Source organism: Aeromonas enteropelogenes, from assembly GCF_020097295.1.
GTDB classification, from domain to species: Bacteria; Pseudomonadota; Gammaproteobacteria; order Enterobacterales; family Aeromonadaceae; genus Aeromonas; species Aeromonas enteropelogenes.
The window spans coordinates 216,791-235,469 of record NZ_CP083625.1; the positions used below are offsets into that span (position 1 = coordinate 216,791).

Annotated in this window: 19 protein-coding genes; 7 read left to right on the forward strand and 12 right to left on the reverse strand. The window is 62.0% G+C overall.

Going from position 1 to position 18,679, the window contains the following annotated elements:
• Positions 1-96: 96 nt before the first annotated feature.
• The 8 genes from LA321_RS00965 to LA321_RS01000 all read right to left on the reverse strand — a co-directional run bounded on the left by LA321_RS00965 (position 97) and on the right by LA321_RS01000 (position 8,478).
• The gene (locus LA321_RS00965; RefSeq protein ID WP_042073073.1) at positions 97-603 is read right to left on the reverse strand and encodes a GNAT family N-acetyltransferase; all 507 of its coding nucleotides are present in this window, start codon (positions 601-603) and stop codon (positions 97-99) included.
• Positions 591-1,397 (reverse strand): M48 family metallopeptidase, encoded by an 807-nt coding sequence (locus LA321_RS00970; RefSeq protein WP_042027817.1) that lies wholly within the window; start codon positions 1,395-1,397, stop codon positions 591-593. Before LA321_RS00970 ends, LA321_RS00965 begins: the two co-directional genes overlap by 13 nt.
• Positions 1,398-1,581: 184 nt before the next feature.
• Positions 1,582-2,556, reverse strand: coding sequence for a PstS family phosphate ABC transporter substrate-binding protein (locus LA321_RS00975; protein WP_026457722.1), 975 nt, complete (start codon positions 2,554-2,556; stop codon positions 1,582-1,584).
• A gap of 248 nt (positions 2,557-2,804) precedes the next feature.
• Positions 2,805-4,100: a phosphate regulon sensor histidine kinase PhoR gene (phoR, locus tag LA321_RS00980; RefSeq protein ID WP_042073075.1), complete on the reverse strand. Its 1,296-nt coding sequence runs from the start codon at positions 4,098-4,100 to the stop codon at positions 2,805-2,807.
• 9 nt (positions 4,101-4,109) lie between these two features.
• Positions 4,110-4,799 (reverse strand): phosphate regulon transcriptional regulator PhoB, encoded by a 690-nt coding sequence (phoB, locus tag LA321_RS00985; protein WP_026457670.1) that lies wholly within the window; start codon positions 4,797-4,799, stop codon positions 4,110-4,112.
• 101 nt (positions 4,800-4,900) lie between these two features.
• Positions 4,901-5,314, reverse strand: a complete 414-nt coding sequence (locus LA321_RS00990) for a VOC family protein (RefSeq protein WP_042027819.1) — start codon at positions 5,312-5,314, stop codon at positions 4,901-4,903.
• Positions 5,311-6,633, reverse strand: coding sequence for a GGDEF domain-containing protein (locus LA321_RS00995; protein WP_042073076.1), 1,323 nt, complete (start codon positions 6,631-6,633; stop codon positions 5,311-5,313). Before LA321_RS00995 ends, LA321_RS00990 begins: the two co-directional genes overlap by 4 nt.
• Before the next feature lie 147 nt (positions 6,634-6,780).
• Positions 6,781-8,478 carry a sigma-54-dependent Fis family transcriptional regulator gene (locus tag LA321_RS01000; protein WP_042073078.1) on the reverse strand — a complete coding sequence of 566 codons (1,698 nt, stop codon included), beginning with the start codon at positions 8,476-8,478 and terminating at the stop codon, positions 6,781-6,783.
• 235 nt (positions 8,479-8,713) lie between these two features.
• On the opposite strand from LA321_RS01000, the gene exaC reads away from it, so the two are divergent.
• Positions 8,714-10,231, forward strand: a complete 1,518-nt coding sequence (exaC, locus tag LA321_RS01005; protein ID WP_042073080.1) for an acetaldehyde dehydrogenase ExaC — start codon at positions 8,714-8,716, stop codon at positions 10,229-10,231.
• An 80-nt stretch (positions 10,232-10,311) separates the two neighbouring features.
• Here the strand turns inward: exaC and LA321_RS01010 are convergent, their stop codons facing one another.
• Positions 10,312-11,103 (reverse strand): AraC family transcriptional regulator, encoded by a 792-nt coding sequence (locus tag LA321_RS01010; RefSeq protein WP_042073082.1) that lies wholly within the window; start codon positions 11,101-11,103, stop codon positions 10,312-10,314.
• A gap of 96 nt (positions 11,104-11,199) precedes the next feature.
• On the opposite strand from LA321_RS01010, the gene LA321_RS01015 reads away from it, so the two are divergent.
• Entirely contained in the window at positions 11,200-12,087 is an 888-nt protein-coding gene (locus LA321_RS01015; protein WP_042073083.1) for a DMT family transporter, read from the forward strand.
• 106 nt (positions 12,088-12,193) lie between these two features.
• On the opposite strand, the gene LA321_RS01020 is transcribed toward LA321_RS01015, so the two are convergent.
• The 3 genes from LA321_RS01020 to LA321_RS01030 all read right to left on the reverse strand — a co-directional run bounded on the left by LA321_RS01020 (position 12,194) and on the right by LA321_RS01030 (position 14,802).
• Complete coding sequence (locus LA321_RS01020) at positions 12,194-12,886, reverse strand: response regulator (RefSeq protein ID WP_042073085.1); 693 nt, start codon at positions 12,884-12,886, stop codon at positions 12,194-12,196.
• Positions 12,887-12,889: 3 nt separating this feature from the next.
• The gene (locus LA321_RS01025) at positions 12,890-14,458 is read right to left on the reverse strand and encodes an ATP-binding protein (RefSeq protein ID WP_042027833.1); all 1,569 of its coding nucleotides are present in this window, start codon (positions 14,456-14,458) and stop codon (positions 12,890-12,892) included.
• Between the two features lie 206 nt (positions 14,459-14,664).
• Positions 14,665-14,802 (reverse strand): hypothetical protein, encoded by a 138-nt coding sequence (locus LA321_RS01030; protein WP_156141183.1) that lies wholly within the window; start codon positions 14,800-14,802, stop codon positions 14,665-14,667.
• A 203-nt stretch (positions 14,803-15,005) separates the two neighbouring features.
• Between LA321_RS01030 and LA321_RS01035 the strand changes: the two genes are divergently transcribed.
• The 5 genes from LA321_RS01035 (at position 15,006) to LA321_RS01055 (ending at position 18,643) form a co-directional block, all read left to right on the forward strand.
• The gene (locus tag LA321_RS01035) at positions 15,006-15,272 is read left to right on the forward strand and encodes a hypothetical protein (RefSeq protein ID WP_156141185.1); all 267 of its coding nucleotides are present in this window, start codon (positions 15,006-15,008) and stop codon (positions 15,270-15,272) included.
• A gap of 226 nt (positions 15,273-15,498) precedes the next feature.
• A complete protein-coding gene (slyA, locus tag LA321_RS01040) occupies positions 15,499-15,999 on the forward strand; it encodes a transcriptional regulator SlyA (RefSeq protein WP_082043462.1) in 501 nt (166 codons plus the stop codon).
• Position 16,000: 1 nt separating this feature from the next.
• Complete coding sequence (locus LA321_RS01045) at positions 16,001-17,056, forward strand: HlyD family secretion protein (protein WP_042073087.1); 1,056 nt, start codon at positions 16,001-16,003, stop codon at positions 17,054-17,056.
• A 10-nt stretch (positions 17,057-17,066) separates the two neighbouring features.
• Positions 17,067-18,095 (forward strand): DUF2955 domain-containing protein, encoded by a 1,029-nt coding sequence (locus LA321_RS01050; RefSeq protein ID WP_042073088.1) that lies wholly within the window; start codon positions 17,067-17,069, stop codon positions 18,093-18,095.
• A 191-nt stretch (positions 18,096-18,286) separates the two neighbouring features.
• Positions 18,287-18,643, forward strand: coding sequence for an MliC family protein (locus LA321_RS01055; RefSeq protein ID WP_042073091.1), 357 nt, complete (start codon positions 18,287-18,289; stop codon positions 18,641-18,643).
• Positions 18,644-18,679 lie beyond the last annotated feature (36 nt).

Below are 18,679 nucleotides of genomic sequence, written 5' to 3' on the forward strand. Positions count from 1 at the left end.
CTTGTCTGTTAGCTGTCATCCGGATCAGTTCTGGGGGAACATTGTATTAATTCGCAAAAAAAATAAAGTGACACGGGGCGTAAAACCAAAGCGGGATCAAAGCAGACGGAACATTTGCCGCTGTAGACAAGGTTGGCCAAGGCTGGTCAGGGTCCGCTGTTTGCCGTCGAACACGAAGCCGCGGCGCAGGTAAAACCCCTCGCCTATCCGGTTGCCATCGAGCAGCCACAATCTGACGCACTCGCAGCCACTGCGCCGCATCTGCATCGCCACCGCCTGCCACAGTCGCTTGCCATACCCATGGCGCCAGTGATCCGGGTGCAGATAAAGCGCCCGGATCCTGGCGGTGGCGAGGCCCTCCTCCTGCTCCTGCTGCCAGTAAAGAAGGCCTATCACCACCTCATCCAGGCAGAGCAGCATGGGGCGCGGACCTGATTCGGCGAGCCGGCCCTGCCAGATCTGCAGATGCTCTGTCACGTCCAGCTGGGCCAGCATGTCCTGGCCCAGCACCTGGCTATAGGCGGCGAGCCAACTGGCCCGCTGCATCACCGTCATGGCGGCGGCATCATCGGGCCGCGCCATGCGCAGGCTTATGCCTTGCATTGGGGCACCAGGCCGTTGGCACGAGCCTGCTGATAGAGAGGCTGCACCTCGGCCTGCTGCGCTTGCAGCTCGGCGATGCGGCTCTCGTTGCTGGGGTGAGTGGAGAGCAGCTGGGGTGGATTCTTGCCGCCGGAGGCCGCGCTCATGTTTTGCCACAGGGGAATGGCGGCGGCGGGATCAAAACCGGCGCGGGCCATCAGATCCAGCCCCAGACGGTCTGCCTCGCTCTCCTGCTCGCGACCATAGGGCAGCAGTACCCCGACTTCCATGCCAAGACCGAGGGCCGCCATGGTGGCGCCGCGATATTCGCTGGTGCCCATGGCGATGTCCGCCACCGACAGACCGATATCCGCCAGCTGGCTGCGGGAGAGACGCTCGTTGGAGTGCTGGGCCAGCACGTGGGTCAGCTCGTGGCCGATGACGGTGGCCAGCTGATCCTGATTCTTGGCCACCTTGAGCAGGCCGCTGTAAACCCCGATCTTGCCACCGGGCAGGGCGAAGGCGTTGACCTGCTTGGAGTCAAACACCACCACTTCCCAGTTGCTGATGCCGTAGCTGGCGGGCACCTGGGCGGTCACCGCCTTGGCGACGCAGGAAACATAGGCGTTGAGCCTCGCATCCGTGCTCACCTTCTCCTGCTTCTTCATCTGCTCGAAGGAGTCTGCTCCCAGCTGGCTCATCTGCTGGGGGGAGTAGAGCAACATCTGGCTGCGACCGGTCGGTGACTGGGCACAACCAAGCAGCAGAGACGTGCACAGGGCTGCCAGGCCAAACTTGTAAAACGGGGCGGTCATGAAAGACTCCTTAACCATAACGTTGCCCTATTTTCGGAAATGCCGACTCGGGACGCAAGGGAGTGCATTTTTCAATAGCCGAAAAATGGCCGAGAAGATCCTGCCCGACTTGCCAAAACGGCGTCCCATAAAACAAAACGAGCCCGCAGGGGGCTCGTTTTTGCGTCACGGGCTGGCAGCAGTGTTACATGATGTCCAGCTTCTTCAGGTCGGCCATGGCGACCTTGGCCGGTACCGGCACATAACCGTCTTTGGCGACAATGCTCTGGCCCGCCTTGGACAACATCATCTTCACGAACTCCTGCTCCATCGGGGAGAGGGGCTTGTTCGGATGCTTGTTCACGTAAACGTAGAGAAAACGGGAGAGCGGATACTTGCCGGTGATGGCGTTATCAGAGGTCGCCTCGACGAAGGTCTTGCCATCCTTGGAGAGCGGTACGGCGCGCACCCCGGAGGTGACATAACCGATGCCCGAGTAGCCGATGCCGTTCAGGGAGGCGGAGACGGACTGCACCACGGAGGCAGAACCGGGCTGCTCGTTCACGCCGCTCTTGAAGTCGCCGTTGCACAGGGCGTGCTCTTTGAAGTAGCCGTAAGTACCGGAGACGGAGTTGCGGCCGAACAGCTGCAGATCCTTGCTGGACCAGTTGCCCTCCAGACCCAGATCAGACCACTTGGTGGCAGCCTTGGCTTCGCCGCACTTGAGGGTGCTGGAGAAGACGGAGTCAACCTGCTGCATGGTCAGCCCCTTGATAGGGTTGTCCTTGTTGACGAACACCGCCAGGGCATCGACCGCGACGCGGATGGCGGTCGGCTTGTAACCGTAACGCTTCTCGAACGCCTCGATCTCGCCCGCCTTCATGGCGCGGCTCATCGGGCCAAACTGGGCAACTCCTTCGGTCAGGGCGGTCGGCGCGGTGGAAGAACCGGCGGCCTGGATCTGCACGTTGACGTTGGGATAGACACGCTTAAATTCTTCGGCCCACAGGGTCATCATGTTGGCCAGGGTGTCCGAGCCGACGGAAGACAGGTTGCCGGAGATGCCGCTGGTCGGGGCGTACTCTGGCAGATCCTTATCGACACCATAGGCCAGGGTGCTGGCAGAAAACAGGGTTGCAGCGGTGAATCCGATAACACCAGCCAGTTTGTTGAGTTTCATCCAATCTCTCCAAGTCCAAGGTTGCAGAAGGCAATCGTCAGTATGACGTTGATACATGGTTCAAACCCGATCACCCTCTCCAAAGTTACAGAAGGTCCGTTCTTGAAACGGCGCCAGTATCTGACCTGGCAGTGACAAATTTATGGATTTAATGTGACACTTTAATGACATGGGCAAGGATTTGCACAAATGCAGGAAGGGCTGCGGATGCAGCCCTTCTTTCGTATCTAACTCATTGTCTAAAAAGATTATTTAATCACCACCATGCGCGCCGGGATGAGGAAGCTGAAGCGGCTGCCAAGGCCGATCCGGCTCTCGATGTCGAGGTGACAGTCGTGATGACTGAGGGCATGCTTGACGATGGCAAGGCCCAGCCCCGAGCCACCGGTATGGCGCGAGCGGGCCTTGTCGACCCGATAGAAACGCTCGGTGAGGCGCGCCAGGTGCTCGGGGGCAATCCCCTCCCCCTCATCCTTGACCGCAAACAGTGCCATGGTGCCCTGGGCACGCCACTCTACCGTGATTTTGCGCCCCGCCGGGGTGTAGTGGATGGCGTTGTAGACCAGGTTGGACACCGCGCTGCGCAACTGCTCCTGATCACCGCGCACGAACAGGTTTGACTGCACGTTGAACTCGATCTGGTGTCCCCGTTCGCCGGAGAGCGCCCTGGCCTCCAGCTCCAGCAGCCCCAGCATGGCGGGCATGTCCACCAGATGGGAGAGATCCACCGACGGCGCCGCCTCGATGCGCGACAGGGTGAGCAGCTGGTTGACCAGATTGTCCATGCGGATGGTCTGCTCCATCATCACCCTGTGCGCCTTGGCCCACACCGCGGGGGGCGGCGGCTCCTCGGTCATCTCCAGATAGCCCTTGAGCACGGTGAGCGGGGTGCGCAGCTCGTGGGAGACGTTGGAGACGAAGTGCTTGCGGGTCTTCTCCAGATGGCGCAGCCGGGTCACGTCCCGCACCACCAGCATGGCCTGATCCTCGGCGTAGGGCATGATGCGAAACTCGAGAAACTTCTCCTCGTTGACCGGGGAGTTCATCTCAAGGGGCTCGTCATACTCCCCCTTTCCGAGGTAGGCGCCGAAAGCCGGATTGCGGATGAGGTTGCCCACATGCTGACCCGCGTCCTCCGGCCAGCGAAACCCCAGCAGCTGTTCGGCCAGCCGGTTGCACCAGAGGATGCTGCCGTCGGTGCGGATCACCACGGCCGCATCGGGCAGCGCCTCGGCCCCTTCGCGAAAACGGCGGATGAGGCCCGCCAGCTCGCGCCGTCTGGCCCGGTGGCGTTGCTGCAACTTGTAGATACCGTTGAAGATATGCTCCCAGCTGCCGCTGCCATGGGGGGGAACCAGGCTGCGATCGTGCCACAGCCAGTCCGACAGGCGTTTCTGGAAACGGTAGTGCCAGCCGAGATGGAGCAGGGCAGCCACTAGTAGGCAGAGGGCAAGATGATCAATCAACCAGCCGACCAACACGAACGGCGAATAGAAGAATATCATTCGCCACAACTGTCGCCGCCAGGCGTAAGGTTGCAACATAATTGCCTCTTAGAGACGGGTTGAGAAACGGTATCCGGCTCCACGTACCGTCTGGATCAGTCTGTCGTGTCCAGTCTCTTCGATCGCTTTGCGCAGGCGACGAATGTGCACGTCCACGGTTCTGTCCTCGACATACACATTGGTCCCCCAGACATTGTTCAGCAGTTGCTCGCGGCTGTAGACCCGCTCGGGATGGGTCATGAAGAAGTGCAGCAGTTTGAACTCGGTCGGCCCCATGTCCAGCGCCTTCTCCTCGGCACTGACCCGATGAGAGACAGGATCCAGTTTGAGCCCCTGCACCTCGATCACCTCGTCCACCGAGGTGGGAGAGACCCGGCGCATCACCGCATGCAGGCGAGCAGTCAGCTCCTTGGGAGAGAACGGCTTGGTGATGTAGTCATCGGCCCCCGCCTCGAGACCGCGGACCTTGTCCTCTTCCTCGCCACGGGCGGTGAGCATCACCACCGGGATCTGGCGGGTCACCTCATCCTGCTTGAGCTGCTTGATGAACTGGATACCGCTGCCACCGGGCATCATCCAGTCCAGCACGATGAGTTCGGGGTAGGGTTCACGCACCTTCGCCAGTCCATCGGCAAAATCTTCCGCCTCAATCGTCTCGTATCCCTTCTGCTCCAGCACGAAACAGAGCATTTCGCGGATCGGTGCCTCGTCCTCAACCACCAGAATTCGCTTAGCCATTCCCTTCTCTCTCCTCTGTGAAGATGGGTGCGCCAATTATTAGAATTTTCTGTGACACTTTTATGACTCGATGACAGGGCGGATGATAAACGTTTTCAGATTCAGTTGGCAGCCGTGCGTTGCAGCAGATCCCAGCGGTTGCCACTGATGTCCTCAAATACCACTACAGTGCCGTAAGGTTCGCTGCGCGGCTGCTCGCAAAAATGCACGCCATGGGCCTGCATCCGCTCGTAATCCCGCCAAAAGTCATCGGTCTCGAGAAACAGGAAGACCCGCCCGCCGCCCTGCCGGCCGATGGCGGCCTGCTGCTCCGGGGTAGCCGCGCGGGCCAGCAACAGGGCCGAGCCCTGCCCGCCCGCCGGGGCGACCCGCACCCAGCGCTTGCCCGGTTTGCCCGGCTCGTCAAGCTGTGTGTCTTCCAGCAGCGTAAAGCCAAGCCCCCGGGTGAAAAAGGCGATGGCCTCGTCGTAGTCGGCCACCAGCAGGGTCAGTGCACCGATTGTTTGTCCCGTCATGTTGTGTCCCTTGTCGTCAGTATGGAGGGAGAGGCTGGCGAGCTTGTCTCCACCCGGTTGCGGCCCCGTTGCTTGGCCTGATAGAGGGCGGCATCTGCCCGCCGGATCACCTGCTCCAGCGGATCGCCGGCGCGCTCGGCCACCCCGAACGAGACGGTCACCCTGAGCGCTTCTGGCCAGTGGGGATCCGCCGCCAGCATCAGGCGCAGCCGCTCGGCCAGTGCGCAAGCCTGCTCCTGATCGTAGTGAAGGCAGATCAGCACGAACTCCTCCCCACCCCAGCGCACCAGGTGGCAGAAAGTATCACAGTGACGCAGGATCTGGCTGACCAGATGCTTGAGCACCTCGTCCCCCACCGGGTGACCATGGCCATCGTTGATCTGCTTGAAGTGATCAACATCCAGATAGATGAGGGAAAAAGCGCGCTCACCCAACCCCTCCAGCAGCTCTTCTCCACCCAGACGATTGAAGGCGCCGGTCAGGGGATCATGAGTTGCCTCCTCGCGGGAGCGGCGACTCTCCTCACAGAGGGTGCGATTGTGTTCCTCCGCAACCAGTCTGGCCTGATGGGCATGCTGCAGGCGCTGTTTCATATGCCGATGGTTGGCCACCAGTATGATGCAACCATAGATAAACCAGACCGCTAGGATCAGGCGATAGAAGAGGCTGGCATCGAGCCAGGGGCCATGAAAATGCAGCTCCTCGATAATGGCCCCGTGTGTGCCAGGCTGCATGTCGTAACCGGCGGCGAGCTCGATGGCATAGACCCGGTGCAAGTCAGGCCCCTGCTGTTGCAGCGGCACATTGTATTGCTTGATCCACCAGGTTGCCGGTGCGAACACGTCAAGGGGCACCTTGTGGAGCCTGCCGTAATCCGCCGGACGAAAGATGATCTCGTTGAACTTGGGGGCAAGGGGATCCCCGGGCAGATCGCTGGCCGGATCATGATTGCGCAGATAGAGACGCCAGTCCTGACCTCCTTCGCCAGTCACGCTCAGGCGCACATGCAGGGTATCGAAGCGGGCGATATCGATCCCCTCATCGGGGAGCGTCAGGGTCAAGGTCAGTCTGCAGCCAGGCACTATGTGCTGGCGGGCGGGCAGGATGCATTGCACGCCAGGTTTGCCTTCCGGCGACGAGAGATAGCGCGCCTGCTCCGGCGTCACATCCGCCGCCCGCTGCACGGTGACGATAACGGGCCACTCCTGCAAATCCAGTACCCGCTCCGGGCCGAATTCGAACAGCAGGATGATGGCAAGGGTCAGCCCCAGCAGGGCGCGAAAAGAGCGGTCGACAAGACGAATGTAGGAAGAGGTCATGCTTAGCCTGGCATCACGATTGACGCAGCTGCCCAACGGGGCAGGGTCGCACTGAATCCACTCATGGTTCAGCGCCGTTCTGGTCCGACATGATACAAAGGATGGCGGGAACAAGCATGCAATTAATGGAAAATACTTAAAATTCCATCAGTTACATGCCTTCAGCGCCCGATATAGAGTGGTGCGGCTGATGCCGAGCCGGCGCGCCGCCTCGCTCACGTTGCCACCACAATCCGCCAGAGTTTGCTGTACCTGGTACCGGCTCTGCTCGCGCAGACTGGTGATGCCCGCAGTCACTGAGATGGATGGTGGAACAGGTATCAGCGCGGGCGCGGCAACAACCGCAGGCAGATGCAGGTGAGAGGCTTCAACCCACTCTTGCCCCTCCGCCAGCACGCAAGCTACTTCGAGTGCCTGTTTGAGCTGGCGCACGTTGCCGGGCAAGGGATGAGCCAGCAGTTGCTGCTCCGCCTCCCGGGTCAGCTGCAGCGCCGGATCCATCTCGGTCAGCAACCGCAGGATCAGTGCCCGCCGCTCGTGGGCCGGCCAGTCGCGCAGCGGCGCCAATTGCTGACGCCAGCCGCAGATGCGGTAGTAGAGATCCTCACGAAAGCTGCCGGCCGCCACCATGGCCGCCAGATCCCGGTGGCTGGCGCTGACCAGCCAGAAATCTACCGGCTCGGGGCGAGTGCTGCCGACCGGGGTGACGGCTCGCTCTTGCAATACCCGCAGCAACCGGGTCTGGGCCGAGAGCGGCAGCTCGCCGATCTCGTCCAGCATCAGGATGCCGCCGTGGGCGGCGCGCAGATAGCCCTGGCTGCCCTGGCTGCGGGCACCGCTAAAGGCCCCGCCCACATAGCCGAACAGCTCGGCTTCCACCAGATCCGCCGGCAGGGCGCCGCAGTTGACGCACACCAGGGGTTTATCCTGGCGGCTCGACTGGCTATGCAGCGCTCGCACCAGATGCTCCTTGCCACTGCCGGTCTCCCCTTCGATAAGCAGGGAGATGCCGCGCTCCAGCATCTTGAGCGGTACCTGTGAAGGTTCTGGCAAGGATTCCCGCCCGCTCCCCAATGGCGGAAGTGGCGAGGGCCCTTCGACCGGCTCGGGCACCAGCCGCAGGCCGCGTCCCTCGCGCAGCAGTTGCTTGCCATCGAAGGAGTGTTGGCCAAGCCAGAGCCGGCCGGCCCGGTTGGCACCGAGCAGCTCGCCCCCCTCCCCCAGCAGCAGGCGGGCGGACCAAAGACTCTGGGGCTCGAGATCCACCAGCCAGCCCGGCTGGCGCGCCAGCAGCGCGTTTTCCAGCGTCATGGCCAACAGCCTAACCGTGCCCAGCATATCGCCGCCGTGGTGGGCCGCCTCGGTGGAGATATCGAGCACCCCGAGCAGTCTGCCGTCGGGCCCGAGCAGCGGGCAGGCGCTACAGCTGAGAAAACTGTGCTGGGCGAAAAAGTGCTGGGCACCGAGCACCTGTACCTCGCTCTGCTCGGCGAGCGCCGTGCCGATGGCGTTGGTGCCCTTGCTCCCCTCTCCCCAGCGGGCACCGCTGCGCAGAAAAATACGCTCGGCATGGCGGGCGAAGCCGTCGTCACCGCTGGCGGCCAGAATCGCCCCTTCTGCGTCGCACAGCAACAGGCGGCAGGGTCGCCCCGCCAGCAGCTGGCCAAACAGCGGCAGCACGAAGCGCTCAAAGCAGGTGAGCAGCTCCCTGTGCCCTTCCAATCTCGCCGTGAGCTCTCCTCTTGGCAACAGATCCAGCTCGGCGCTCTGCTGGCGGCTCAGTCCCTGATGCAGGCAGCGCTGCCAGGAGCGCTGGATAGGGCCGGATTGGGGAAATTCGCTCATCACGCCTCCTGTTCACAAACAGCACGACTGTCACGACCACTGTCCAGAAATGGCACAATTTCATGGTCACAGCCGGGGTCACTGGTTAACCAAGATACGCTGCCGCACCCCGCTTGATAACGTTTTTGTAACTTTTAAAACGCTGGTCAGACCCTCTGGCACGTCCCTTGCGATACACAGCAGCAACCGGGTTGCCCGCCAGCCCGGTCAGGACCACACACATAAGGATGATGAGATGATTTATACCGCTCCCGGTCAGGCAGGTGCCCTGGTCAGCTTCAAGTCCCGTTACGACAACTTCATCGGTGGTGACTGGGTGGCGCCGCGCGCCGGCCGCTACTTTGAAAATATCTCGCCGGTGGATGGCCGCGTGTTCTGCGAGGTGGCCCGCTCTGACGCCGCCGATATCGAGCTGGCGCTGGACGCCGCCCACAAGGCGTTCGCCAGCTGGAGCAAGACCAGCGTCACCGAGCGCAGCAACCTGCTGCTGCGCATCGCCGATCGCATCGAGCAAAATATCGAGGTGCTCGCTATCGCCGAGACCTGGGAGAACGGCAAGGCGGTGCGCGAGACCTTGGCCGCCGACCTGCCGCTGGTGGTGGATCACTTCCGCTACTTCGCCGGCTGCATCCGCGCCCAGGAGGGCTCCGCCGCCGAGCTGGATCAGAACACCGTCAGCTACCACTTCAAGGAGCCCATCGGGGTGGTCGGACAGATCATCCCGTGGAACTTCCCGCTGCTGATGGCGGCCTGGAAGCTTGCCCCCGTGCTGGCCGCCGGCTGCTGCAGCGTGCTCAAGCCCGCCGAGCAGACCCCGGTCACCATCATGCTGATGATGGATCTCATCAAGGACATCCTGCCCCCCGGCGTGGTCAACGTGGTCAACGGCTTCGGCGCCGAGGCGGGTCAGGCGCTCGCCACCAGCGACCGGATCCAGAAGCTCGCCTTCACCGGCTCCACCGAGGTGGGGGCCCATATCCTGCGCTGCGCCGCCGACAAGCTAATCCCCTCCACCGTCGAGCTCGGCGGCAAGTCCCCCAACATCTACTTCGCCGACGTGATGCAGCACGAGAACAGCTACATCGACAAGGCGGTGGAGGGCATGCTGATGACTTTCTTCAATCAGGGCGAGGTGTGCACCTGCCCCTCCCGCGCCCTGGTTCAGGAGAGCATCTATGACGACTTCATGGACAAAGTGCTGGCCCGCGCCCGCACCATAGTGCAGGGCAACCCCCTCGACACTGCCACCCAGGTCGGCGCCCAGGCGTCCCGCGAGCAGTTCGACAAGATCCTGAGCTACATGGAGATCGGCCGCGGCGAAGGGGCAAAAATGCTGATCGGCGGCGGCGCGGCCAAGGTGAACGGGCTGGAGGGGGGCTTCTACATCCAGCCCACCATCTTCCACGGCCAGAACAAGATGCGGGTGTTCCAGGAGGAAATCTTCGGGCCGGCCCTCGGGGTGACCACCTTCAAGGACGAGGCGGATGCGCTGGCGATTGCCAACGACACCCAGTACGGCCTGGGGGCGGGCCTGTGGACCCGCGACAGCAACCTGGCCTGGCGCATGGGGCGCGGCATCCAGGCCGGCCGGGTCTGGATCAACTGCTACCACGCCTACCCCGCCCACGCAGCTTTCGGCGGCTACAAGAAGTCAGGCATAGGCCGCGAGACCCACAAGATGATGCTGGACCACTATCAGAACACCAAGAACCTGCTGGTGAGCCACGACATCAACCCCCTCGGCTTCTTCTAAGCCGGCCATCGCTGATAAAAAGGGCGCCTGTAAGGCGCCCTCTCTTTTTTCCGTCGAACGCTTCCCGACTGCCACAGGGATCACCCGGGCTGACCCAGCTGCTGGCGATAGCGCTGGGGGGCACAGCCCTGCTCGCGCTGGAACATGGCGATAAAGGCCGAGGTGGAGGTGTAACCGAGGCGCCAGGCGATCTCCTGCACCGGCATCTCACCGCGCAGCCAGGACAGGGCACGCACCATGCGCAGCCGGGTACGCCATTGGCCGAGGCTCATGCCGAGCTCCTTCTGGCAGCGTCGCGCCAGGGTGCGCTCCGTGGTGTGCAAGACACTGGCCCACTCGGCCAGGGTTCGGTTGTCCTCCGGCGCGGCCTGTAGCGCCGCCAACAAGGGAGCGAGCAGGCGATCGCAACTCTGGGGCAAATAGCTCGGCTGACAGCGGGTGCGGGCCAGCTTCTCGATAAAGAGTTCGCCCTGGCGCCGGTCCCACTCATCCTCCATATGACCGAGCCGGCGCTGGGTGAAGTCCTCCAGCAGGGCTCGCAACAAGGGGGTGAGCGCCAGTAGTACGGGTTCCCTTGGCAGGCGTTCTGCCAGGGTGTGTCCCACATAGATGGAGGTGTAGTCCAGGGTCTGTTCGTTGAAGGCACTGTGGGGCAAGTTGGCCGGCACCCAGATAAGGTAGTCGGGCGGCGCCACCAGCCGCAGCCCCGCCACCTCCACCACCATGACCCCCAGGCTGATGAGGCTGAGCTGGCCCCAGGGGTGGGCGTGCTCGGCGCAGGCATTGCCTCCCTGGATCTGGCTATAGCGAAAGTAGAGAGGATTGGGGGCGGCCAGCAGGCGATCCTGCTCGGCCATCGTGAGGTCACCCATGGAGAATGTCCCAAACCGGTTATGAGATGTCTTATTTACGCTACTTGCATCGTTCAAGACAAGGCTAGACTCTCGCCATCGACTCAAGGAGTGCCTATGCCTATTCTCTTCCCCCTGCTCGCCATCCTGATCTGGGCCGCCAATACCGTGGTCTCCAAGGCCGCCGCCGGCGTGGTGGATCCCGCCGCCATCTCGTTTTACCGCTGGGTGATCGCCGCTCTGGCCCTGAGCCCCTTCTGCCTGCCCGCATTGTGGCGCCGGCGCAGCGAGATCCGCCCCTGGTTCGGCAAGCTGCTGATGCTCTCCCTGCTCGGCATGGTGCTCTACCAGTGCCTCGCCTACTACGCCGCCCACTCGACCTCGGCCACCAACATGGGGGTCATCGGCTCCCTGCTGCCCCTGCTCACCCTGCTGCAGGGCGCGCTCTTCTTCGGCCAGTGCCCCGGCAGGCAAGCATTGCTGGGAATGAGCCTCTCCCTGTTCGGGGTGTTCTGGCTGCTCGGTCAAGGCCGGCCGCTGGCGCTGCTGCACACCGGCATCAACCCGGGGGATGGCATGATGCTGCTGGGGGCCGCCAGCTATGCGCTCTATGGCCTCTTGATCCGCCGCTGGCAACTGCCATTTGGCCCCTGGCTCAACCTCTACCTGCAGATCCTGCTGGCGATCCTGCTGCTGGTCCCGGTCGCCCTCAGCGCCGAGTCGCTGGCGGTGCCCCGGGAGGGCTGGGGCATGGTGCTGTTTGCCGGGCTCGCCTCCTCCATCTTCGCCGCCTACTGCTGGATGCGCGGCCTCGCCAGCCTGGGGGCGGAGCGCACCTCGGTCTTCATGAACCTGATGCCACTGTGCACGGCGCTGATCGCCGTCATCACCCTGGGAGAGCCCATCCACGGCTATCACCTGCTGGGGGGCAGCCTCATCCTGGGGGGCGTTATGCTCGCCCAGCGCAAGCCAAGAGCCCGCCCCGTCCTTACCCAGGAGGCATGAAAACGACGCTCCCCTCGCAAGGACACGGGACCACAAACAGCAAAAAGGGAGCCTCGGCTCCCTTTTGTCTGAATATTCGTTTGTGTATGCATGGCGAGCTGGCAGATCAGCTCTCCCGACGCCAGCGATAGCGGCGCTCCGGCCGGCCCCGCTGACCATAGTTGAGCTCCACATCCACCCTGTCTTCCGACTCCAGATATTCCAGATAGCGGCGCGCCGTGGTGCGACTCAGGGAGAGGCGCAGCGCCACAGTATCGGTGGAGAAAACGCTGTCCGGCTCCCCTGCCAGCAACTCAAGCACCTGGCGCAGGGTGATGCTGTCGATCCCCTTGGGGGTAATGCGCATCTCCCTGGCCTGGGGTCGCCCCTTGCCCAGCAGCTTGTCGAGATCTTCCTGCTCCAGCCGCCCCCGTTCACACAGCTTGCGATGCAGTTGCAGGATCTCGTCCAGGCTCTGCTGGATGCGAAACAGCCGCAGCGGCTTGATTATGTAGTCATGCACCCCGAGATTGAGCGCCTGCTGTATGGTCTCCACCTCGCGGGAGGCAGTCACCATGATGACATAGGCTTCACGGTTGTGACTGCGCAGGCGGTTCACCCATTCAAGACCCGAGCCATCGGGCAGGGAGATATCCACCAGCAGCAGTTGCGGCACCACCCCGGCCATCATCTCGTCGGCCTGGGCCAGAGTGCCGGCCCGCCCCAGCAGGGAAAACCCCGGGGTCGCCGCCACCAGTTCCGACAGGATGGCGCCGATCCGATCGTCATCTTCAATAACAAGCGTGATTATTGGGTCCATGGCTCACATTAACTGGTTTTTATTCAAATAGATGCCAAACAATGTGGTCCGTTCGGCAGTTCGCCGCCATTCTATCACACCCTGGTGTCGCCCCACCGTCTCCTTGACCAGGAACAGGCCCACCCCGTGATCACCGCTCTGGCGAGTCGCCCCGTAATCGAACAGATGATCGGCCAGCTCCTCGTCAACTCCTTCGCCACTGTCTTCCACCTCGATCACCAGCCGGCGCCCCACATCGCACAGTGACAAGAGCACCCTGGGGGGGCACTGCTGGCGGTTGCGCCAGGCGGCCTGCAGACCGTTGTCCAGCAGGTTGCCGATGAGAGTAATGAGATCCGCCGAGACCGAGGCGGAGTACTCCCCGAGCGACGAATCGGGGTCGAGCTCGAGCGTCACCCCAAGCTCCCTGGCACGGCTGAACTTGCCGAGGATGAGACCGGCCACCGGCTTGTTGTCGATGAGCCGCAACAACTCCTGCAGCATGGTCTGGCAGGCTTCATTCTCCTGCTGGATAAGCTCCACCGCCTGATCCACGTGGCCAAGCTGAAGCAGACCGGAGAGACTGCTCAGCTTGTTGGCAAACTCATGGCTCTGCATTCGCAACATCTCGGCATACTGGCGTAGGTGGGTCACCTGTACCCCGAGACTCGCCGCCACTTCGGGACGACTGAAGATGAACAGCCGCCACGGTGCCCGGCCATTGACCACCTGCCAGCGCCCGACAAAGGGCTCCCCCTGGATGGCGAAGCTGAGTTCGCCCCCCTCCTGCGTCAGACAAGGGGCCAGCGATGGTACCAGTTCGGCCAGCGACTGCCCCAGGAGGGCATGGCGACCCGTGCCGGGCAGGCGCAACTGGTAGCAAGCGGTGCTGTTGATCATGCTGATGTTGCCGTTGTCATCGAGCGCTATCACCCCTTCGGTGATGTATTCGAGCAGCAGATCCTGCAGGGTGAAGCGGCGCACGATCGCCTCGGGCTCCAGATCGAGCAGGGTCTTGCGCAGCCGCTGCTGCATCCAGAATGCCAGCACCAGCGCGCAACCGAATACGGCGGCGATGGCGCAGACCAGCAGCGAGATGCGCTGCAGATAGATGCCCTCCACCGCCGTCATCAGATAACCCACCACGACCGCCCCCATGGGACGGCCATCGGCCCCGATCACCGGAGAGAAGCAGCGGATCGCCAGCCCCAGGGTCCCCTCGTCACGGGAGCAGTAGCTGCGCCGCTCCTGCAGGGCAGGCCAGATATCCTCACCGCGAAATTGCTGGCCGATCAGCTCGGCTCTAGGATGACTCAGACGCCGGCCATGTTCGTCGGTCACTACCATGTAGGTGGCATCGGTGCGCCGGCAAATCCCTTCCACATAGTCGCGCAGGGCGGGATCCTCACCGCGTTGCAGGGCGGCGACCACCCGGCGGTCGGCAGACATGATGCGGGCCAGATCCCCCCCCTTCTCCTCCAGATTGCTCTCCAGCAGATGACGGATGAAGAGGGCGAGCAGCGAGCCCAGAATGAGGATCAGCAGCAGGGACAAGCCGAGGGAGAGGGTCACCAGTTGGTGGCGAAGTTTCATGCACAAACCTTACAACGTCAGAACGCCACCCAATAGTGCGGATGCCGGGAAGCAGGGTCAATCATGGATGCCAGCGTTTCGACGCGTGCGGCTCTATGATGGCAGTATCCCTCGTACGGAGCAGGTACATCACCGGGCGGATATTATTGGCGACCCCGTGCGGGGTCGCCATTTATTGTGATACTGCGTGTGTTTCATCCTGCACTCTATTGCGTGTCATCCCTGTCGTCATTTAACCAAGCGACAAAATCATATAAAAACATTAAAAACTTAAACACCACGGCTCCCATCCCGACATGCTTTACCGACACCGGGGCATGGCAACCAGGCAGCCAGCCTTTCACACTATTCCTCCATGCAGCATTCACCTGTGAGAAACCGGAGCAACTGCCAGTGCCAATCAGGACGCCAGGCCCAACAATAATAAAGAGGAGTATGGCGACCCCAGATTCTTCTCGTCAGCAACAGACAGTCATCCAGGCCGTATCGCCATACAGGGAGCCAGCGCTCCCGTCGGCAGAGCGCGGGAAAGGTGATGGGAAAATGAGTGCGTGAGAGAGAGCCAGAACAAACCGGCCAATACCTGCATACCGGTTTATTCATTCGAGCAGATATAGATGCTCCAGTTATTCCGCCAGCAACACAGGAATATTGGCAGGGTCAAATTCATGACATATTTCGCTACTCTCCCAACCCGCTCCCGCATGAAATCAAGATGCATTTTCTGCATCGCTTAACAGGCGATCCAGTACCAGATATCCCCCATCCACCTCATATTTTTCCATCGCAAAATGCCTCCCTGATCCAGACCTGAATAATATTAGCGAATAAAAAACAAGCTGCACGATAGACATGAAAATACGCTGAAAATAATGAGTCACTATTTTCCTCTGTCCTTACCATCGCAAAAAAAGACTCTATCGACACCACCCAAGGCTCACCTGCCACCCTGCGCAAAAAGATGATCCACATCACACCATTTACTTAGCCTGCTAAATAAATATAATGCTTAGCAAGCTAAGTAAACTGAGGTGGCCGACGTGAAGGATTTGGAAAGGTTGCGCGAGCTCTCCCTCGCCGAACAGATAGCCCGCATGCACCGGCTCTGGCGCACCGCCGCCGATCTGGAGCTCGCGCCCCTGGGCCTCACCCATCCTCGCTGGACCGCCTTGTGGAAACTCTCCCGCATGGGGGGAGAGGTGAGCCAGAAGACCCTGGCCGATGCCCTCGAGATCGAACTGCCCTCCCTGATGCGCACCCTGGGCCAACTGGAGGAGCAGGGGCTGATCGAGCGCCACTGCTGCAGCCAGGACAAACGGGCTCGCATCGTCTGCGTCACCGCCGAGGGCCAGGCCCTGCTCGACCAGATTGCCGGTCGCATCATGCGCGTTCGCCAGGAACTGCTGGTCGGCATAGATGAACAGAGCCTGCGCCAGTTTGAAGCCATAGTGCAGCGCATCTCGGCCAATGCCCTCGGCAGGATCGAATGGCACCACGAGCAACTGACCGACCACCAGAAACACCCTGAAGCAGGAGAGTAAAATGACCCCTGATCAACAATTTGCCCGCTGGATCAAATGGTCCATGGCCGGCTTCGTCATCCTCTTTGCCTACTTTCTGGTGGCCGATCTGCTGATGCCCCTCACCCCCCAGGCCATGGCGACCCGGGTCGTCACCAAGCTGGCCCCCCAGGTCAGCGGCAAGGTGGTGGAAGTGGCCGTCCACAACAACCAGCATGTCAAGAAAGGGGATCTGCTCTTTACCCTGGATCCCGTGCCCTTTGAACTCGCGGTGGAACAGGCCCGGCTCGCCCTGGATCAGGCCGAGCAACAAAACAGCGAGCTGGATGCCGCCCTGGCCGCCGCCGATGCGGATATCAATGCCAAGGAGGCCCTCGCCAGCCAGAAGGGACGGGAAGCTGCGCGGATTGGTTCCCTCTACCAGCGCCACATGGTGTCACTGCAACAAAAAGACGAAGCGGACAGCGCCCTGCGCAACGCCCGGGCCAACCTGGCGGCCAGCAAGGCCAAACGGGACGAGATCAGGGCCAGCCGCGGTGCCAGCGGTGAGGACAACCTGCTGCTGCGTCAGGCGCGCAACAAGCTGGCCCAGGCCGAACTGGCGCTGACCTACAGCCGGGTTCATGCCGATCAGGATGGCATCATCACCAACCTGCAACTCAAACCGGGCAGCATGGCGACGGCAGGTGGTCCGCTGCTGGCGCTGGTGGCGGATCAGGTGGACGTGATCGCCGATTTTCGCGAGAAGAGCCTGCGCCATGTGGGAGATGAGACCCGGGCGCTGGTCGCCTTCGACGGCAATCCAGGCGAACTCTACCCGGCCCGGGTCAGCAGCCTGGATGCCGGGGTGAGCGCCGGCCAGTTCGATGCCAATGGCACCCTGGCGGCCCCGGTGGAGTCGGATCGCTGGGTGCGGGATGCCCAACGCCTGCGCCTGCACCTGACCCTGGAGCAACTGCCCAGCCATCTGCCGGCCGGCGCCCGCGCCACCGTGCAGTTGCTGCCGGACAACGGCCTGACCGCCATGCTGGCTCGCGCCCAGATCCATCTGCTCAGCCTGCTGCACTACATCTATTAAGGTGGCGACCATGACTCTGTGGCACAGGCCCCTGACCGGCAACGAGTTGCGCCAATGCCTGCGCATCGCCTTTGGTAGCACCACGGGGTTCTTGCTCTGCAAGATCTTCGGCTGGAACTATGGCGTCTTCTACACGGTGACGCCCGTCCTGCTGCTGGGCATGGTGCCGGTGATGAATGGTCATGCGGCACGCCAGCTGATCGCCTCCGCCATCGTCTGCGGGGTGGAGGTGGGCCTGCTTGGGGGACTGTTTGGCGGCCACCCAGCGCTGATGACCCTCCTGGTCTTCTTGCTGTTTCTCTATCGCTTTGCCGCCATGTCCCGGGGTAGCCTATTCCTGTTCGGTGCCAATGGCGTGCTGAGTCTGAGCATCATGCTGCACTTTGCCAGCTATCCCCAGACCGATCTTAACGACCTGATCCTCAACAACCTGTGGGCCAGTGTGCTGTCGGTGCTGATCGCCTACCTGATGACGGCCCTGCTCCCGGATGTGGAGCCACGCCCGACGCCGGCGGCTGCCCCCAAGGCTCCGCACCGGATGCGCCACGAGGCGCTGCTGGGAGCCAGCATCGCCACCCTCTCCTTCCTGGTGTTCCAGGCCTTCGATCTGCGCGACTCCATGTCGGCCCAGGCCACCACCCTGCTGCTGCTGTTTCCCATGCACTGGAATGGCGCCCTGAGTTATGCCCGCAAGCGGGCCATGGGCACCCTGCTCGGGGTGAGCTTTGGCCTCATCGGCCAGCTGCTGCTCTATGACTGGTCCGGGCAGCTGATCCTGGTCGCGCCCCTGCTCTGGTTCGGCGCCATGTTGTTCAGCCATGCCCATGTGAAGGAGGCAAGCGGTTCCGGCGTCGGTTTCGGCGCCCTCACCACCCTGGGGATCCTGTTTGGCCAGTACCTGACCCCGGGCAACGATCTGGTGTTCAGCGCTCTCTACCGGGTGAGCAGCATACTGTTTGCCATCGTCGCCACCCTGCTCGCCTGCTACCTCATCCATCGCCTGCTCAACCGCTTCGAGGCGACCCGCTTCGGCTACTGACTTTTCATGGTGCTTCAAGGATGATCCGCTTTTCGCCCCGCAGCCTGCCGGGGCGTTTTTTTATGGCCAAGCTCTATGGCGTGGCGGCAGAAGCGCTATGGACAGCTGCCGACGCATCCCAAAAACGGACAATTGCAGATCCTGCCCAACCTGTTAGGCTCACGGCGTTAGATAGCAAAGGAGTCCACATCATGCGCCACATTTCCCTTTTCACCACCTCGGCTTTGGCGTTTGCCCTGCTCACCGGCTGTGTCCAGAATGACACTCTGGTCGCCACCGGTGGCGAGCCAATCAACTACCTGTGCGAGCAGGGGCAAAAAGTACAGGTACGCTATTTCACCCTCTCCGATCAGAGCCTCGACTTTATCAAACTGGCACTGCCGGATGGCAAGGATTACACCCTGCCCCAAGCCGTCTCCGCGTCGGGGGCCCGCTATAGCGACGAGTTCCAGGCCGTCTGGTGGAACAAGGGGGAGGAAGGTTTTGTCGAGCTTAGGGATCCGCAAGGGGAGTGGCAGATCGCCTATCGGGAGTGCAAACAGCAATAAGAGAGACCCCGGCACGGCCGGGGTCTGATGTCATCG

Coding starts and splice junctions, on each gene's coding strand:
- LA321_RS00965 (WP_042073073.1), bottom strand. CDS start 603: ATGCAAGGCATAAGCCTGCGCATGGCGCGGCCCGATGATGCCGCCGCC.
- LA321_RS00970 (WP_042027817.1), bottom strand. CDS start 1,397: ATGACCGCCCCGTTTTACAAGTTTGGCCTGGCAGCCCTGTGCACGTCT.
- LA321_RS00975 (WP_026457722.1), bottom strand. CDS start 2,556: ATGAAACTCAACAAACTGGCTGGTGTTATCGGATTCACCGCTGCAACC.
- phoR (WP_042073075.1), bottom strand. CDS start 4,100: ATGTTGCAACCTTACGCCTGGCGGCGACAGTTGTGGCGAATGATATTC.
- phoB (WP_026457670.1), bottom strand. CDS start 4,799: ATGGCTAAGCGAATTCTGGTGGTTGAGGACGAGGCACCGATCCGCGAA.
- LA321_RS00990 (WP_042027819.1), bottom strand. CDS start 5,314: ATGACGGGACAAACAATCGGTGCACTGACCCTGCTGGTGGCCGACTAC.
- LA321_RS00995 (WP_042073076.1), bottom strand. CDS start 6,633: ATGACCTCTTCCTACATTCGTCTTGTCGACCGCTCTTTTCGCGCCCTG.
- LA321_RS01000 (WP_042073078.1), bottom strand. CDS start 8,478: ATGAGCGAATTTCCCCAATCCGGCCCTATCCAGCGCTCCTGGCAGCGC.
- exaC (WP_042073080.1), top strand. CDS start 8,714: ATGATTTATACCGCTCCCGGTCAGGCAGGTGCCCTGGTCAGCTTCAAG.
- LA321_RS01010 (WP_042073082.1), bottom strand. CDS start 11,103: ATGGGTGACCTCACGATGGCCGAGCAGGATCGCCTGCTGGCCGCCCCC.
- LA321_RS01015 (WP_042073083.1), top strand. CDS start 11,200: ATGCCTATTCTCTTCCCCCTGCTCGCCATCCTGATCTGGGCCGCCAAT.
- LA321_RS01020 (WP_042073085.1), bottom strand. CDS start 12,886: ATGGACCCAATAATCACGCTTGTTATTGAAGATGACGATCGGATCGGC.
- LA321_RS01025 (WP_042027833.1), bottom strand. CDS start 14,458: ATGAAACTTCGCCACCAACTGGTGACCCTCTCCCTCGGCTTGTCCCTG.
- LA321_RS01045 (WP_042073087.1), top strand. CDS start 16,001: ATGACCCCTGATCAACAATTTGCCCGCTGGATCAAATGGTCCATGGCC.
- LA321_RS01050 (WP_042073088.1), top strand. CDS start 17,067: ATGACTCTGTGGCACAGGCCCCTGACCGGCAACGAGTTGCGCCAATGC.
- LA321_RS01055 (WP_042073091.1), top strand. CDS start 18,287: ATGCGCCACATTTCCCTTTTCACCACCTCGGCTTTGGCGTTTGCCCTG.